Origin of the sequence: Paraburkholderia podalyriae, assembly GCF_014397785.1 — a bacterium.
Classification (GTDB): Bacteria; Pseudomonadota; Gammaproteobacteria; order Burkholderiales; family Burkholderiaceae; genus Paraburkholderia; species Paraburkholderia podalyriae.
In genome coordinates this window covers 1-16,124 of record NZ_VZQQ01000011.1, presented here as the reverse complement: position 1 = coordinate 16,124, position 16,124 = coordinate 1, and the positions used below count along the sequence as shown (strand labels likewise).

The following is a 16,124-nucleotide window of genomic DNA, read 5'->3' as shown; positions in this document are numbered from 1 at the left end:
GCCGCAAAGAGGGCGCTGCCGTTGTCGAAAATTAGAGCATAGATCGCGCGACGCTGCTTGCCGCGGGCTCAGGCTCCGCGCTCGCCGCGAGCCGAAGCACTCAAACGCGCGTGACCGGCATCTCCACGCGAGCCGCCGCGCCCGCATCGATATGACGCGCGAGTTCGAGCTTCGCGATTGCGTTGCGGTGCACTTCGTCGGGGCCGTCGGCGAAACGCAGCGTGCGCGCCGACGCGTAGGCATACGCGAGCGGAAAATCGTCGCTGACGCCGCCGCCGCCATGAGCCTGAATCGCCCAATCGATCACCTGACACGCCATGTTCGGCGCGACCACCTTGATCATCGCGATCTCGCCGCGGGCGCCCTTGTTGCCGACGGTGTCCATCATGTACGCGGTCTTCAGCGTGAGCAGACGCGCCTGCTCGATCATGCAGCGCGCCTCGGCGAGACGCTCCTGCGTGACCCCTTGCGACGCCACCGGCTTGCCGAACGCGACACGTTGCAGCGAGCGCTTCGCCATCAATTCGAGCGCGCGTTCCGCGAGACCGATCAGGCGCATGCAGTGATGGATGCGTCCCGGACCGAGGCGGCCTTGCGCGATCTCGAAGCCGCGGCCTTCGCCGAGCAGCATGTTGGTGGCGGGCACGCGCACGTTGTCGAGGGTGATCTCCATGTGGCCGTGCGGCGCGTCGTCGTAACCGAACACCGTGAGCGGGCGATGCACGGTAATGCCGGTGGCGTCGGCGGGCACGAGGATCATCGACTGCTGCTGGTGGCGCGGAGCGTCGGGATCGGTCTTGCCCATCACGATATAGACCTTGCAGCGCGGATCGCCCGCGCCCGACGACCACCACTTGTGACCGTTGATCACGTAATGGTCGCCATCGCGCTCGATGCGGGTCTGGATATTCGTCGCATCCGACGATGCGACCTCCGGCTCCGTCATCAGAAATGCCGAACGGATCTGCCCTTGCAGCAGCGGTTCGAGCCACTCGCGCTTGTTGTCTTCGCTGCCATAGCGCTCGATCGTCTCCATGTTGCCGGTGTCCGGCGCGTTGCAGTTGAACACTTCGGGCGCCCACGGCACACGGCCCATGATCTCGCACAGCGGCGCGTATTCGAGATTCGTCAGCCCGGCGCCGCGCTCCGATTGCGGCAGGAACAGATTCCACAGGCCGACGTCGCGCGCCTTCTGCTTGAGTTGCTCGATCAGTTCTGTCGGCACCCACGCGTTGCCGTTCTGGCGATTGCGCGCGATCTCCGCATAGAACGCCTGTTCGTTCGGGTAAATGTGCTCGTCGACAAAGGCGAGCAGTTTTTCGCGCAACGCCTGGACCTTCGGGGTGTAATCGAAATTCATCTGGGACCTCGCGGGTAACGGACTGCGAATGATGGGGAACAGCGCGCGCCCTTGTATCTAGAGAACCTTCTGCGCGTAATGCCAGGCGAGCTCGGCCATCGGCTTCGCGCGCCGGCCGGCATCAAGTGCCTGCGCGCTCGACGCGGTACCGTCGACGACGCGCTTCATGATTCCTTGCAGAATCGCTGCGATGCGAAACATGTTGTAGGCCAGATAGAAATTCCAGTCGCCATGAATCTCGAAGCCGGTGCGTTGGCAATAACGCTCGACGTAGCGCGCTTCATCGGGAATGCCGAGCGCGGCCCAATCGAGTCCCGCAATGCCGCGGAACTGCGCCGGATCGACATGCCACGCCATGCAGTGATAAGCGAAGTCGGCGAGCGGATTGCCGAGCGTCGACAGTTCCCAGTCGAGCACCGCGAGCACGCGCGGCTCGTTGCGATCGAAGATCAGGTTGTCGAGCCGGTAGTCGCCATGCACGACAGACACACGCTCGTTCGTCTCCGCCGGCATATGCTGCGGCAGCCATTCGATCAGCCGGTGCATCGCGTCGATGGGCTCGGTCTCGGACGCCAGATACTGCTTGCTCCAGCGACCGATCTGGCGTGCGAAGTAATTGCCTGGTTTGCCGTAGCCGGCGAGGCCGGCGGCGGCGACGTCGACGCTGTGCAACGCCGCGATCACGCGGTTCATTTCGTCATAGATCGCCGCGCGCTCGGCGGCCGTCATGCCGGGCAGCGATTGATCCCACAGCACGCGACCTTCGACGAACTCCATCACGTAGAACGCGCGGCCAATTACGCTTTCGTCCTCGCACAGCGCGAGCATGTGGGCGACCGGCACGTCGGTGCCGGCGAGCGCGTGCATCACGCGATATTCGCGTTCGATCGCATGCGCGGACGGCAGCAGCTTCGCCGCGGGGCCGGGCTTCGCGCGCATCACGTACGAGCGCGATGGCGTGATCAGCTTGAAGGTGGGATTGGATTGCCCGCCCGCGAACTGTTCGAGCGTGAGCGGCCCCGCGAAACCGTCGACATGGGCGCCGAGCCACGCGGCGAGCGCGTCGTTGTCGAAGCGTTGCCGCTCGTTGACCGGGCGGGTGCCCTCGAAAGCCGAGTAGTCCTTTTTGCGTGCGGGTTCGCCGGTCTGCGGGGCTTGCGCCATGTGTCTCCTCCGGTTCGGTGTCAGCTACGCTGGTATCGAATAAATTGAGCGTAGAGGATTTCCATCGTGGTGTTGCGAACGTCGCGGTGCAACGGCGACGGCGGTGAATAGTTGAGCGTGCGCAGCACCCAGTCGCGCGGCGCGGCGCCGACGTCGAGCGCATTGATGCAGCCGGTCGCCTGCGCCAGATGACCGAAAAACGTGCGGCCGCCCGCCGTCAGCGCGTGCGACAGGATCGCGCGATTGACGCCGCCGTGCAGCACCAGCAACACGGTGTCCCACGACGTGTCCTCGCGTAGCGCCGCGACGGCCGGCAGCACGCGATCGAACAGCTCGCCGATCGTTTCGCCGTCGAGAAAGCGCATGGTCTCCGGCACGATGCCGTCGAACACGCCGAGAAACGCTGCCTCGATATCGCTCGGAGGAATGCTGCCGAGCCGCCCGCCGCGAATCTCCTGCCATGCGGGTTCGATCTCGGGTTCGATTTGCTGACCTGTTTCGACGAGCACACGTCGCGCGGTCTCGATCGTGCGCGGCAAGCCGCTGACGATCACGCGGTCAAAGCGCACCTGCTGTTCGGCGAACACGCGGCCCGCCGCGCTCGCCTGCTCGCGGCCGTTCGCGTTCAACGGCACGGTTTCGGGATCGATCGCGCGGCCGGAGTCGTCGAAGTAGGTGACGTCGCCGTGACGCATCAGGAAGATGCGGCGCCGTTTCGGCAGTTGGTAGTCGGGCATGTCGGGCGGCTCTCTCGTCGCTTATTTGTAGATCGGCGCGCGTTTTTCGAGGAACGCGGTGATGCCTTCGAGACCGTCGCGATGATGCAGCGACGCGACGAAGTGATCGCGCTCGGCGAGCAGATGGTCCGCGAGTGGCTGCGTGCCGGCCGCGGCGATCAGCCCCTTGATGCGCGCGACCGAATTGGGCGAAATCGCGCCGAGCTCGTCGGCCCAGGCGAGCGCGTTATCGAGCGCGGTGCCGGCTTTCGTGAGTCGGTTGACGACGCCGAGTTCGTGCAGACGCGCGGCGCCGATCGGCTTGGCTTCGATCAGTACCTCGGTGGCCAGTTGACGCGGCAGCGCCTCTGCGAGAAACCACGAGCCGCCGCCGTCGGGCGTCAGGCCGACGCGCGCGTACGACATCGCGAACCTGGCGGTGTCCGCGGCGACGATCAGATCGCAGGCGAGCGCGAGCGAAAATCCGGCGCCGGCCGCCGCGCCTTCCACCGCGGCAATCACCGGTTTCGACGACAGCCGCAGCGCCGAAATCCATTGACCGAGCATGTCGATGCTATCGGCTTGCACGGACGGATCTTTCGCGCGATTTTCGAGCAGGCGGTTCAGATTGCCGCCCGCGCAAAAGAAGTTGTCGGCACCGGTGATCACGACAGCGCGAATCGACGGATCGCGCTCGACGGTATCGAATGCCTCGATGCCCGCGGCGTACATGTCCGGATGCAGCGCGTTGCGCGCACCGGGGTTCGACAGCGTAAGGACCAGCGTGGATTCGCTGCTGGCCGGGCGTGAAGCGAGCAGGGCGGCGCTCATGATCGGGTCTCGGTTGGGATATCGGCGGCGTCGCACTGCGTGAGCGAGAGGCCAAGCTGCGCGCGTCTTGCGAGCCACGGCGACGGACGGTAGCGCGGCTCGCCGAGCACGCTGTGCATGTTGCGCAGAATCGTGAGAATGGTGGCGGCGCCGAGCGCGTCGCCGAGCGCGAGCGGTCCGCGCGGATAGCCGAGGCCGAGCATGACGGCGAGGTCGATGTCCTCCGGCGTCGCGATCTGCTTTTGCGCGATGTCGCAGCCGATGTTGACGATCGTCGCGACCACCCGCTGCGCGACGAAGCCGGTCGAATCACGGATCACGGTGACGGGGATGCCATCGGCGGCGAACAGCGCATGCGCGCTATCGCGCGTGGGGCGCGTCGTGGCTGGCGTGGTCATCAGCGTGCGGCGTTGCGCGCCGACGAGCGGGAACAGAGCATCGACCGCGACGACGCGGCTCGCGTCGAGCGCTTCGTCGACCGCGGCCGTGGTCGCGTCGTGGCCGAACGGCGTCACGACGATCAGCGAACCGGCGGCGGGCGTCGCGCCTTCGTCCAGCTTCACGCCCGCTGTGCCGACCAGTTGCACCACGGCCTCATACGCGTCGCGGTAGCGTTGGCTGACCCACACGCTTTGCGGCAGCACGCTCGGCGCGGGCGCTTCGGCGGGCACCTGCTGCTTGCCGTCCACGTATCGATAAAAACCTTCGCCGGTCTTGCGGCCGAGCAGTCCGCCCGACAGCCGCGTGCCCGTGATCGGCGACGGCGTATAGCGCGGTTCTTCGTAGAACTGGTGATAGATCGACTCCATCACCGGATGCGACACGTCGAGCGCGGTCAGGTCCAGCAGCTCGAACGGTCCCAGCCGAAAGCCGGCCTGCTCGCGCATGATGCGGTCGATGTCCGCAAAGCTCGCGACGCCTTCGCCCGCCACGCGCAAGCCCTCGGTATTCATGCCGCGGCCCGCGTGATTGACGATGAAGCCGGGCATGTCCTTCGCGCGCACCGGAGTGTGACCCATGCGGCGCGCGAGATCCATCAGCGCGTCGCCGGCCTCGGGGTCGCTGCGCAGGCCGTCGATCACTTCGACGACCTTCATCAGCGGCACCGGATTGAAGAAGTGATAGCCGACCACGCGCGACGGATCGGTGCAGCCCGCGGCGATCGCGGTGATCGACAGCGACGACGTATTCGACGCGAGGATGCAGCGACCGCTGACCACGGTTTCGAGCTCGCGAAACAGTGCCTGCTTCACGTCGAGCCTTTCGACGATCGCCTCGATGACCAGATCGCAGCCGACCAGCTCGCTGACGGCCTGCACGCCGCTCACGTTGGCGAGCGCGGCCAGCGAGCGCGACTGCTCGAGCTTGCCTTTGGCCGTCAATTTGGCGAAAGTCTCCGCGAGATAGTCGCGGGCGACGCCGACGGCCGCCGCGTTGGTATCGTAGAGTCGCACGCGCAGGCCGGCGAGCGCCGCGATTTGTGCGATGCCACGACCCATTGCGCCAGTGCCGACGATACCGATGGTCTCGATGCTGAAATTGCGAGAGTTCATTGTGATGCCCGACTCCATGGTTATTTCAGAATAGCACGATCGTGCAATTTCCCGGATGATTTGATGGAATGCCGCTGCTTCAACTCCGACGCGCGGTCTCATACACGATGACACAAGGAGACACCCGATGATCAAGCTGTGCGGTTTCCCGCTTTCGAACTACTACAACAAGGTCAAGTTCGTGCTGCTCGAACATGGCATTGAGTTCGAGGAGCATTTCGTGAAGCCGAGCCAGGAAGAAGCGCTGCTCGCGCATTCGCCGCTCGGCAAGGTGCCGTATTTGCAGACCGAGCACGGCGATCTGTGCGAGTCGCAGTGCATCGTCGAATATCTGGCCGCGCGTTTTGCCGACAAGCGGATCTTTTCCGCCGATCCGTGGCAGGCCGCCAAGGAACGCGAAATGATCTTTTTCGTCGACGTGCATCTCGAGCTGACGGTGCGCAATCTGTATAAGGAAGCGTTCTTCGGCGGCACGGTCAGCGACGCGACGAAAGGGCGCGTCGAGAAGTTGCTCACGCATCACATCGCCGGCTTCAGGCGGATCGCGAAGTTCGCGCCGTATCTGTGCGGCGAGCAATTCAGCGTCGCCGATGCCGCCGGCTACGTGAGCCTGCCGCTCGTCGGCATGGCGACACAGACCATTTACGGCCGCGATTTTCTGCTCGAGGCGGGGATCGACTGGAAGAGCTACGTCAAGTCGATCAACGCGCGACCAGCGGCGCAGCGCGTGACCGAGGATCGCAAGGCCTGCGTCGCGGCGTCGCGCGCGTCCTGACGGAAAGACCGCAGTGTGGTGAAACGCGCAAGGGTGTGCAGCGCACAGCCATGCCGCGCAGCGCGATGACAAGGAACGTGGATTCGTTCGTGACATCGCGCGGAGCATCCTAGAGCTGCGCGAGCCGTTCGAGCGCGGTGGCGAGGGTGCTTTCCTGCTTGGCGAAGCAGAAGCGCACCACGCCCGACTCGTGCGCCTCGTGATAGAACGCCGAGACCGGAATCGCGGCCACGCCGATCTCGCCGGTCAGCCATTGGGCGAATTCGGCTTCGGGCAGGTCGCTGATCGCCGAATAGTCGACGCACTGAAAATACGTGCCCGTGCACGGCAGCAACCGGAAGCGCGAATTCGCGAGGCCCGTGCGGAAGAAGTCGCGCTTCTGCTGATAAAACGCCGGCAGATCCACGTAGGGCCCGGGGTCCTTCATGTAATCGGCAAGGCCGACCTGCATCGGCGTGTTGACGGTGAACACGTTGAACTGGTGCACCTTGCGGAACTCGGCGGTGAGCGCAGCGGGCGCGGCCACATAGCCGACTTTCCAGCCGGTCACGTGGTAGGTCTTGCCGAAGCTCGACACGACGAAGCTGCGCTGCGAGAGTTCCGGATAACGCGCGACGCTTTGATGCGGTGCGCCGTCGTAGACCATGTGCTCATACACCTCGTCGGACAGAATCAGCACGTTGGTGCCGCGCACGATTTCCTCGAGCTTGCGCGTGTCCTGTTCGCGCCACACCGTGCCGGTCGGATTGTGCGGCGTATTGATCATGATGAGTCGCGTCTTCGGCGTGATCGCGGCGGCGAGCTTGTCGAACGGGATCGCGTAGTCGGGTGCGTCGAGCGTGACGAAGACCGGCTTGCCGCCCGCTAGTTCGATCGACGGCAGATAGCTGTCGTAGGTCGGTTCGATCAGGATCACTTCGTCGCCCGGATGGACGGTGCAAAGAATTGCGGTCAGCAACGCCTGCGTGGCGCCCGCGGTGACCGTGATTTCGCTGTTCGCGTCATAGCGGCGGCCGTACAGATTCGCGATCTTGTCCGAGATCGCCTGACGCAGCGGCAGCACGCCGGCCATCGGCGGATATTGGTTGTGGCCGTCGCGCATCGCGTTCGCGACCGCGTCGACGATGCGCGGATCGCAGGCGAAGTCGGGAAAGCCCTGACCCAGATTCACCGCGCCTTTTTCCGCGGCGAGCGCGCTCATCAGGGTGAAAATCGTCGTGCCGACGTTCGGCAGGCGAGACGGAAACGTGGGCATCCTGGGCGTGTCGTGCGATGCGTTCATGGCGTCGTGGGTAGCAGGGCGATAGGTGGGCCGGTTCTCGAACTGTCGTTGCGAAGGGCGAAGACTGATTGTAGGGAATCCCAACACGCTGTGCGCGCCGCGGGTTTCACGTTGACGGTCCGGCCGGCTCGCGATGAGCCGTCAAATTGCGCTCGGCTCGACGTGAAGTGCGGGTGAGCGGATTCACGCGGTGACGGGCTCGCCGCCGGCATTCTGCGCGATGCCGACCGCCGCGACGAACGGGGCCGGTTGCGCGATCTGGAAGCCGAAATCGCGCGCGATCCGCTTGGCGAGCTTCAGGACCGCGCGGTCTTTCGACACGAGCCAGTCGGCCTTCGCTGCATGCGCGAGTTCGAGAAACTTCTGGTCGTCGCGATCCTTGCATTGGGGCAGCGGCCGGGAGTCGCCGGCGGACTCGGTCGGCCCGGGCGGCTCGACCCGTTGCGCGAGCTGCGCGACGATCGCGAGCGCAGCGGCTTTGTCGACGTTGCGATGCGCAAACTGCGGATAGTCGAGCACGTAGCTGAGTTCGGCGAGGCAGCGCGCGTCGATCAGCGCGGCGAGCGCGCCGCTCTCGAGCGCGGCGGCGATCGGCCGCGTGTGCGGGTCGTCGAATACGAGAATATCGATCCACACATTGGAATCGAGTACGACGCGCAACGCGCCGCTTGAGGCGAGGGAACCTGGCATTCGTTACAATCGGGCTTTCGTCTTTGACCGTCAGGCACGGCGTGCCTGCAAGCCTCTATGATAATCGTTCTGTCGCCGGCGAAATCGCTCGACTACGACACCCCGCCGCACGTCAAAAAGCACACGATCCCCGATTTCGTCGATGACGCCGCCGAGTTGATCAGCGGCCTGCGCCGTTTATCGCCACAACAGATTGCTTCGCTGATGAGCATTTCCGATCAGCTCGCGCACCTCAATTTTCAGCGTTACGCGGACTGGTCACAGCAATTCGGCGCGCACAACGCCAAGCAGGCGGTGCTCGCTTTCAACGGCGACGTGTACGAAGGTTTCGATGCGAAGACGTTGTCGTCGGCCGATCTCGACTATGCGCAGAATCACGTTCGAGTGCTGTCGGGCCTCTATGGCCTGTTGCGTCCGCTCGACCTGCTGCAACCGTACCGGCTCGAAATGGGCACGCGCCTGGCCAACCCGCGCGGCAAGGATCTGTACGCGTTCTGGGGCGAGCGGATCACGCACGCATTGAACGCGCAGTTGAAGAAGAATGCGGCAGCCTCGCGCGTGCTGGTCAATTGCGCGTCGGGCGAGTACTTCAAGTCGGTCAAGCCGAAGCTGCTCGACGCGCCGGTCGTCACGCCGGTGTTCGAAGACTGGAAGGGTGGCCGCTACAAGATCATCAGCTTCCATGCAAAACGGGCGCGAGGCTTGATGGCGCGTTTCGCGGTGGAAAACCGCCTCGATCGTCCCGAGCAGTTGAGGGCCTTCGACACCGAAGGCTATGCGTTCAGCGCCGAAGCCTCGAACGACTCCACTTTCGTATTTCGCCGCCGCGTTGCGGAATAAGCGTGCCGCTGCGCTGAACCGGCAGCGTGAATTCAGGCAGGGAAGACTTTCATGACGTTATCGATTACGAGCAATTTCGACGCAGGCGCGATTGATGTGCTGTCCTGCGAGGACGCCGGCGATATTCGCCTGCGCGTGCGGTCCGACAGCCACGCCGAGTTCGCGCAGTGGTTCTATTTCCGTCTGTCGGGCGCGGCGGGCGAGCGCTGCGTGATGAGCTTCGAGAATGCCGCCGCGTGCGCGTTCGCGGAGGGCTGGCACGATTATCGGGCAGTCGCGAGTTATGACCGCGTGAACTGGTTCCGCGTGCCGACCTCGTACGACGGCCGCGTACTGACGATCGACCACACGCCTGATTTCGACAGCATCTATTACGCATACTTCGAACCGTATAGCGAGGAACGCCATGCCGAGTTTCTCGGCGCCGTGCAGCAGATGCCGCACGCGTCGCTGACCGAGCTCGGCAAGACCGTCGAAGGACGACCGATCTCGCTGCTCACGCTCGGCACGCCGCCGGCGGACGATGCCGTCAGCGCCACGCCGAAACAGAACATCTGGCTGATCGCCCGCCAGCATCCGGGCGAGACGATGGCTGAATGGTTTATCGAAGGGTTCGTGAAGCGCCTGGTGGGTTGGGGCGATTGGGCGGGCGATCCGGTCGCGCGCAAGCTTTACGATCACGCGGTGTTCCACATCGTGCCGAACATGAATCCGGACGGCAGCGTGCGCGGCAATCTGCGCACCAATGCGGCCGGCGCGAACCTGAATCGCGAATGGATGGAGCCGGATGCCGCGCGCAGTCCCGAGGTGCTGGCGGTGCGTGACGCGATTCATGCGACGGGTTGCGACCTGTTCTTCGACGTTCATGGCGACGAGGCGCTGCCGTACGTATTCGTCGCGGGTTCCGAAATGCTGCCGGGCTTCACCGAGCGGCAGGGGCGCGAGCAGAAGGCGTTCATCGAGGCGTTCAAGCACGCAAGTCCGGATTTTCAGGACGAGTATGGCTATGCGCCGAGCAAGTATCGCGAGGATGCATTGAAGCTTGCGTCGAAGTACATCGGCAACGAATTCGGCTGTCTGTCGTTGACGTTGGAAATGCCGTTCAAGGACAACGCGAATCTGCCCGACGAGCGGGTGGGCTGGAACGGCGAGCGCAGCGCATCGCTGGGCGCCGCAATGTTGCAGGCGATTCTGCATCACGTGGAGACGTTCGCCTGAAGAAGCGGACGGATGGTCGCAAAAAAGAGGCGCGCACTGAAAAAGTGCGTGCCTCTTTTTTATTGCGGCGACTGATCGGACGACCGGCGTGAGTCGATCAGCGCCAGATGTTATTGACTCTTTTTCTTCGAGGTCTTGTTTGCCGATTTGCTCGACGTTGCGCGCGACGATTGACCCGAGCCTGTCTTCGACGACTTCTTCGGCGTCTTGCCGCCGACGGCGTGCTTGCCTTTGCCGCCTTTGTGCTTGCCGGATCCCTCGCTATGCGCACGGTTCGGCGGCACTGGATCGTTCCAGCTGAACGCGAGCATCTGCGAGCCGACATAGCCGCAGCGGAATTTCAGCTCGGCCGGCTCGGCCGAGCTGTTCTGGCGCACGCCGACGCCCTCGACGGTGACGATGCTGTCCACCTTGACGCGCTGCTTGCCTTCGTCGAACGAGTCGTTCCACGGCGTGACCGACGAGTGCGCGCTGTCGAACGAACTGGACGGAAATTCGACGTGGTCGAACGCGGTCGACGTGCTCGCGACAAAGTCGCCATGCGCGGCGCAGTCCGCGACGAGCGGATCCGCGTGCATTTCGGTGATAAATCTGTTGACGAGGTCGTTGTGCTGTTCGAGTTGATCAGCGAATGCGGGAGCCGCGCAGGTGAGCGAGAGACCCGCTGCGCAGGCTGCCAACCGGCCGATCACCCGCAGCAATCGGCGCGGTACATTGGTGCGATCCATCTAGTTCTTTAGACGCAAATGGGAGATGAGGCAAATAAGATGCCCCGCGCAAGGGTTGAGTTCAATGTCGCTAAAAATATTCTGACATCTTGTCCTCGTGGGGCCGCCCGAAGAGCCTCCAACGACGAGGCGCCGATTATCACAGGAGCACCGCACGCGAGCCCGAAGCGCTCAGGTGCGCGGGCCTCCCAGCCGGTAACGCCGCACATCGTACGTGGTAACCCACGCGGGACGGTAGACCGCGATCAGCGCGGTCGCCATGCCAGTGAACCATGCTTCGCCGGTGGCGAGCAGCAGCACGCTGAGTGCGTAGCCGATGGGCACCACAGTCATCGAACCGCCGGAGACCGCTATATGAATGCCGAGCGCTGCCGCCGCGGTCAACGACACGGCGATGGCGGGCGAAACGAAGCCCTGGCCGAAGATGAACATGAAAAGATTGCGCGGCAGCCATGCGGTGCACATGCGCTGGAGCAACGTCGAGATGGCGACGGGCAGTGCGCCGTATACGAGGAACGTCAGCGCGATGCCCTGCCAGGGTGCATCGAAGACGACGGCGGCCAGCCCCGTGACCACCGCCATCGCGATCAGGGCGAGCCCCCAGTCGAACAGCGTGACGACAAGCGTGGCGCCGAGCAGGTGCATCACGGTGCCGTCGTCGAGCCAGGCGTTGCTCGCCCACAGCACCGACACCGCAACGATTATGGCGAGCCAGACATGCTGGAGCGTGCCGTCCTGAAGTCTTTTGAAAGGGTTTTTCCACAGCGCGAGCGCGACCGCCATCGCAGTGGCAATCCAGCCACCGACAGCGACCCAGAACGGAAGCGGTGTGTAGAGGAAACCCATGAATCTCATATTACTCGTTGGACGACAAAAGGTGTGAGCGGATTCCATGCCAGCCCACCGTCAACCTGCGCGCATGCGGATGTTCCAAGCCGTGCGCGCCGCGACCCGTCTCATGCGGAGTCCGGCCGGACCGACTTCCGCGCGGGTCCGCCGGGTGTGGCCTCGCCATAGGACTTGGTGGGCTCCGCAGCGAGCGGCAGCGCGCTACTGGTGTCGCCGCCGGGCAACGGGTACAGGAAGCGCCCGTGGTTGCGGCGCCGGAGCGGAACCGGGCCAGGCTGCCCGCGTATCACAGGCCGCGCGCTGTCCTCGCCGTTGTTGCGCAGAACTTGCAAATGATTCGTGAGCCAGCCGTTGTAAAGCGCGACCGCGGCGGCGCGATTGGGCGCGCCGAGTTGCTGGAATATGCTCGTCAGGTGGATCTTGACCGTGCCTTCGCTGATGCCGAGCGTGCGCGCGATCATCTTGTTGGTGCTGCCCATGTGCACGCAGCGCATGATCTGCTCCTGCCGCGGTGACAGTCCGCTCGAGAGTTTGTTGCGGCGGGGCGGAGGACTTTCTTCATCGAATGTACGGATCGTGGTGTCGGTCGGCAGCGGCGGATCGATCGCGAGCGCGCCGGGCGGCACGTAGTGACCGCCGAGCAGCACCATTTCCAATGCGCGCACGATCAGACAGGGATCGGTGTCGCGTGGAACGACGCCGAGCACCCCTTCGTCCATCAGCGCCCGCACGAGCGCTGGCAAGGTCCCGTCGGTGAGCACGCTGATGCGCAGGTCGGGGAACTGGCTGAGCAACGCGCGAACCTGCGCAACCGACATCCAGTCCTCCCAGTCGATCACGACAAGATCAGGCCGATAACGCTTGAACGGACGTTCTAGCAGACGCCATTCGTCGGCTTCGGTGAAGCGCGCCAGCCGGTCGATCTGCCGCAGCAGCGCCTTGAGTCCATCACGTCGTTCTGCGTTTGAATTGAGAATCGCGAAGCGCATGCATGTCTCCAGATGTGTCGGGCGAAATGGCGCGACGCATCTGTGGGACTCGTGAAGCTGACTCGATCACGGCGATGCGTCGCCGTGCCTATGATGACAAATTCCCTTCGTTTTGACGGCTGTCCAAAAGGCATAAGAAAGGCGGACATTCGACAAAAAAAGCCCCGCATGGACGGGGCTTTTTCGCGATAAGGTGTGATGTCGACGTCGGGATCAATGGAAATGGGGTTGCGCGGGTTCAGCGTCCTCGGGCATTTCCGCATGGACGATTTCGCCGAGCGGGTCCGCATACAGCGGCACGCCGCAGTCGTCGCAATATTCCGGCTCGAAGCGGCCCGCGTGGCGGCGCACATCTGTGATGCCGGTTTCCTTGAGCAATGCGACGATTTCCTCGAGCGGCTCGTCCGATCCGGTGATTTCCTCCGGCTCCTCGTCGATGCCCGGCTCGCCGTTTTCGCGGCCGTAGAGTGGCCACACCACCCCGTAGATCACGTCGTTGCTGCCCTTGCGCGTGAAGCCGACGCGGTACTCGTCGATGCGCCGTTCGCCGAAGCCGGCGACCACCGCGCGCAGGTCCTGCGGCGCCGCGCCAATTGTGTCGAAAAGATAACGCACGGCGGTACGCACGGTGTGCGGACGCACACTTTCGTCGGCGTCGCGGCAGGCGGAGTAGTACGCATCCGGCAGCAGGCATTCAAATTCGCAGCCCGGCAGCACGACCGACAGATTCGCGCCGCCTTGCGTGGCCCATTGCTCCAGACATTGGCCGCGCTCGATGCGAGTGCCGTGCTCTTCTTCCTGCCAGCGGAACGTCGCTTCGCCGATGGGTGCGGCGACTACTGCTAGCAGAAAGCGCGGGTCCGCCAGGATCGGCGAGGTCTCCGGCAGTTCGCCGAAGTTTAGCTTCGCGTTGCCGCCGCTGAGCGCGGCTTGCGCGAGTTGCTGGGCGATGCGCCACGTTTCGACGTGATGGCGCGGTAACTGGTCGATGCTGTACAGGAACGGAGCCATTGCCACGCGCGTGTTGGCGGCGAGCACGTGCGCCTGCAGGTGCGCGCGCAGGACGTCGGCGGCGTCGGACTTGAGGGGGCCGGACGGAATCACGTAGCGGGTCCAGGCGAGCACGGGCGCGGCGATCAGCAGCGCTTCGTAAGACACGCCTTCGTGTTCGATCACGAACGATTCGCTGTGCGTTTCCGCCATGTCGGCCAGCGCACCGTAGGCATCGGGATGGTTTTGCTGCAGATGGTCGAGCGCGGCGTCCAGCGTAGTCTGGTTGGCGTTGCGCACGATTTTGGCCAGCAGCGCGTCGAGCTTCGCTTCCCAGAAGCGATCTTCGGTACGGCTGCCCGACGCGAAAAGCGCGAGCGAGAGACCGACGAGCTTGTCGGCGTCGGGAGGGAGACGTTTGGCGATTCGCGAGCGCATAAATCCAGGAAATTGGGGGCACGGAACCTTAGATTGTAGTCTTTTCCAGGCAGCTATATCGGTTGGTCGGCAATCTCCGGCTGATTCGGGCGCTTTCATCTCGAAAAGGTGTTTGCCACCGGCACGTCGCACGCGACGCATCTTGCCTTGGCCTGATGGTATAAGACACCCTCGGACGTCCGACTCGCTTCTATGCTGGCGGCGTTCAGTGGGGCGCCTGGCGGGCGTGTGTCATTTCATTGCCACGATCTGGCGCAATAGGAGATTCATCGTGAAATCGGACCAACTGATCGAACGACTTGCCGCGGTATTCGCGTTGATTGTGCTGGTGGGCGGGTCGTTGCTGGTACTGGCGCCTTTCACGACCGCGCTGTTGTGGGGGGCCATCCTCAGCTACAGTTCCTGGGGACTCTACCGGCGACTCACCCGCGTGGTTGGCGGGCGGCGCAAGCTGGCCGCAACCTTGATCGTGCTGATCATTCTGGTCGTGGTGCTCGGGCCATTCGTCTATGCGGGTTTCGCGTTCGGCGCGCATGTTCACGATATCGTGGCGCTGGTGCAAAGACTTTTCGACTCGGGGTTGCCCGATCTGCCGCCGTGGGTGCAGCGGATCCCGCTGGTTGGTTCGAGCATCGAGGCCTTTTGGGAGCGCGTGACCAGCAGCAATTCCGAGTTGATCGCGCAAGTGCGCACTCTCGCCGCGCCGGCCGGCAAGTGGATTCTGGCGGCGGCGCTTGCGGTGACGCATGGACTGGGGCTACTGGCGTTGAGCATCGTGCTCGCGTTCTTCTTTTATACCGGTGGCGAAGGGGCGGCCGCATGGCTGAACGCAGGCATGCGTCGAGTCGCCGGTGAGCGCGCCGAGTATCTGCTGGCGCTGGCGGGCAGCACGGTGAAGGGCGTGGTCTACGGGATTCTTGGTACGGCCCTTGTGCAGGCGGTTCTCGCGGGATTCGGCTGCTGGATGGCGGGCGTACCGGCGCCGGCATTGCTCGGGCTCGCTACGTTTTTTCTGTCGGTGGTACCGGGCGGTCCGGTCATTGTCTGGTTGCCCGCGGCGATCTGGCTGTATCAGGGTGGCTCGACCGGATGGGCGATTTTTCTGGTCATATGGGGCGTGCTGGTAGTTGGCATGGCCGACAACGTCATCAAGCCGATCCTGATCGGCAAGAACAGCGACATGCCGTTGATTCTGGTGATGCTCGGTATTCTGGGCGGCGCGCTAGCGTTTGGTTTCCTTGGTGTTTTCATCGGCCCTACGTTGCTGGCGGTCGCTTATACCGTGTTGCATGACTGGACTATCGGCGCGTCCGCCGCGCAGACTCTGTCGCCGGAGGCGAAAACGCCGGTGATAGACGATCCGGGTCGCATCGGAAAGGCGCCCTAAGGAAAACCCTTGGATTTCGCTTGCATGTTCGAACTGCGGCGACTAGAATTCCGCTCTTTCGTGCTCCGGACGCCGGGGCACGGAGAAGCGGGAAGCCTTGGATGGCGGGGGTTTCAGCGGCGTGGGCAGGTCAGGCGAGTGATAAAAACCTGTTGACGATCCGAAGGAAGTTCTCCATAATCTCGCTTCTCTGCTGCAGATGCAGCGACGCAAACGAAGCGGTGCCGGTGGTTGTGGTGCAGGTGCTGCGGGTTGGGCGGAACGATCTTTAAAAACTAACAGCCGATAAGTGTGGGCGCTTGATGCGCGGTGCG

General features: G+C 63.8%; 15 protein-coding genes. 4 read left to right on the top strand and 11 right to left on the bottom strand.

All coding sequences use genetic code 11. The annotated features are described in order from the left end of the window. Positions 1 to 100: 100 nt before the first annotated feature. The 5 genes from F6X42_RS15030 to F6X42_RS15010 are packed head-to-tail and all read right to left on the bottom strand — an operon-like array spanning position 101 to position 5,624. A complete protein-coding gene (locus F6X42_RS15030; protein ID WP_187634981.1) occupies positions 101 to 1,360 on the bottom strand; it encodes an acyl-CoA dehydrogenase family protein in 1,260 nt (419 codons plus the stop codon). Positions 1,361 to 1,417: 57 nt separating this feature from the next. Beyond that, on the bottom strand, positions 1,418 to 2,524 hold the full coding sequence (locus F6X42_RS15025; RefSeq protein WP_187634980.1) for a phosphotransferase: 1,107 nt from the start codon (positions 2,522 to 2,524) through the stop codon (positions 1,418 to 1,420). 20 nt (positions 2,525 to 2,544) lie between these two features. After that, entirely contained in the window at positions 2,545 to 3,261 is a 717-nt protein-coding gene (locus F6X42_RS15020) for a histidine phosphatase family protein (RefSeq protein ID WP_187634979.1), read from the bottom strand. Between the two features lie 21 nt (positions 3,262 to 3,282). Beyond that, entirely contained in the window at positions 3,283 to 4,071 is a 789-nt protein-coding gene (locus tag F6X42_RS15015; protein ID WP_187634978.1) for an oxepin-CoA hydrolase, alternative type, read from the bottom strand. Beyond that, positions 4,068 to 5,624: a 3-hydroxyacyl-CoA dehydrogenase gene (locus F6X42_RS15010; RefSeq protein ID WP_187634977.1), complete on the bottom strand. Its 1,557-nt coding sequence runs from the start codon at positions 5,622 to 5,624 to the stop codon at positions 4,068 to 4,070. Before F6X42_RS15010 ends, F6X42_RS15015 begins: the two co-directional genes overlap by 4 nt. A gap of 127 nt (positions 5,625 to 5,751) precedes the next feature. On the opposite strand from F6X42_RS15010, the gene F6X42_RS15005 reads away from it, so the two are divergent. Further along, on the top strand, positions 5,752 to 6,399 hold the full coding sequence (locus tag F6X42_RS15005) for a glutathione S-transferase family protein (protein WP_187634976.1): 648 nt from the start codon (positions 5,752 to 5,754) through the stop codon (positions 6,397 to 6,399). A 109-nt stretch (positions 6,400 to 6,508) separates the two neighbouring features. Here F6X42_RS15005 and F6X42_RS15000 read toward each other — a convergent pair whose 3' ends face one another. Next, positions 6,509 to 7,681, bottom strand: a complete 1,173-nt coding sequence (locus F6X42_RS15000; protein ID WP_187634975.1) for a pyridoxal phosphate-dependent aminotransferase — start codon at positions 7,679 to 7,681, stop codon at positions 6,509 to 6,511. A 183-nt stretch (positions 7,682 to 7,864) separates the two neighbouring features. Then, complete coding sequence (locus tag F6X42_RS14995) at positions 7,865 to 8,371, bottom strand: putative toxin-antitoxin system toxin component, PIN family (protein WP_187634974.1); 507 nt, start codon at positions 8,369 to 8,371, stop codon at positions 7,865 to 7,867. Positions 8,372 to 8,428: 57 nt separating this feature from the next. On the opposite strand from F6X42_RS14995, the gene yaaA reads away from it, so the two are divergent. Both yaaA and F6X42_RS14985 read left to right on the top strand, forming a co-directional pair. Then, positions 8,429 to 9,211, top strand: a complete 783-nt coding sequence (gene yaaA, locus F6X42_RS14990) for a peroxide stress protein YaaA (RefSeq protein WP_187634973.1) — start codon at positions 8,429 to 8,431, stop codon at positions 9,209 to 9,211. Positions 9,212 to 9,262: 51 nt separating this feature from the next. After that, positions 9,263 to 10,429, top strand: a complete 1,167-nt coding sequence (locus tag F6X42_RS14985) for a M14 family metallopeptidase (protein ID WP_187634972.1) — start codon at positions 9,263 to 9,265, stop codon at positions 10,427 to 10,429. Between the two features lie 110 nt (positions 10,430 to 10,539). Here the strand turns inward: F6X42_RS14985 and F6X42_RS14980 are convergent, their stop codons facing one another. The 4 genes from F6X42_RS14980 to F6X42_RS14965 all read right to left on the bottom strand — a co-directional run bounded on the left by F6X42_RS14980 (position 10,540) and on the right by F6X42_RS14965 (position 14,423). Continuing rightward, entirely contained in the window at positions 10,540 to 11,157 is a 618-nt protein-coding gene (locus F6X42_RS14980) for a BspC domain-containing protein (RefSeq protein WP_187634971.1), read from the bottom strand. Between the two features lie 171 nt (positions 11,158 to 11,328). Beyond that, positions 11,329 to 12,003, bottom strand: a complete 675-nt coding sequence (locus F6X42_RS14975) for an energy-coupling factor ABC transporter permease (protein WP_187634970.1) — start codon at positions 12,001 to 12,003, stop codon at positions 11,329 to 11,331. Positions 12,004 to 12,113: 110 nt separating this feature from the next. Next, positions 12,114 to 12,995, bottom strand: coding sequence for a response regulator transcription factor (locus F6X42_RS14970; RefSeq protein ID WP_187634969.1), 882 nt, complete (start codon positions 12,993 to 12,995; stop codon positions 12,114 to 12,116). Positions 12,996 to 13,208: 213 nt separating this feature from the next. Next, entirely contained in the window at positions 13,209 to 14,423 is a 1,215-nt protein-coding gene (locus tag F6X42_RS14965) for a DUF2863 family protein (RefSeq protein WP_187634968.1), read from the bottom strand. A gap of 271 nt (positions 14,424 to 14,694) precedes the next feature. On the opposite strand from F6X42_RS14965, the gene F6X42_RS14960 reads away from it, so the two are divergent. Next, a complete protein-coding gene (locus F6X42_RS14960; protein ID WP_187634967.1) occupies positions 14,695 to 15,810 on the top strand; it encodes an AI-2E family transporter in 1,116 nt (371 codons plus the stop codon). Positions 15,811 to 16,124 lie beyond the last annotated feature (314 nt).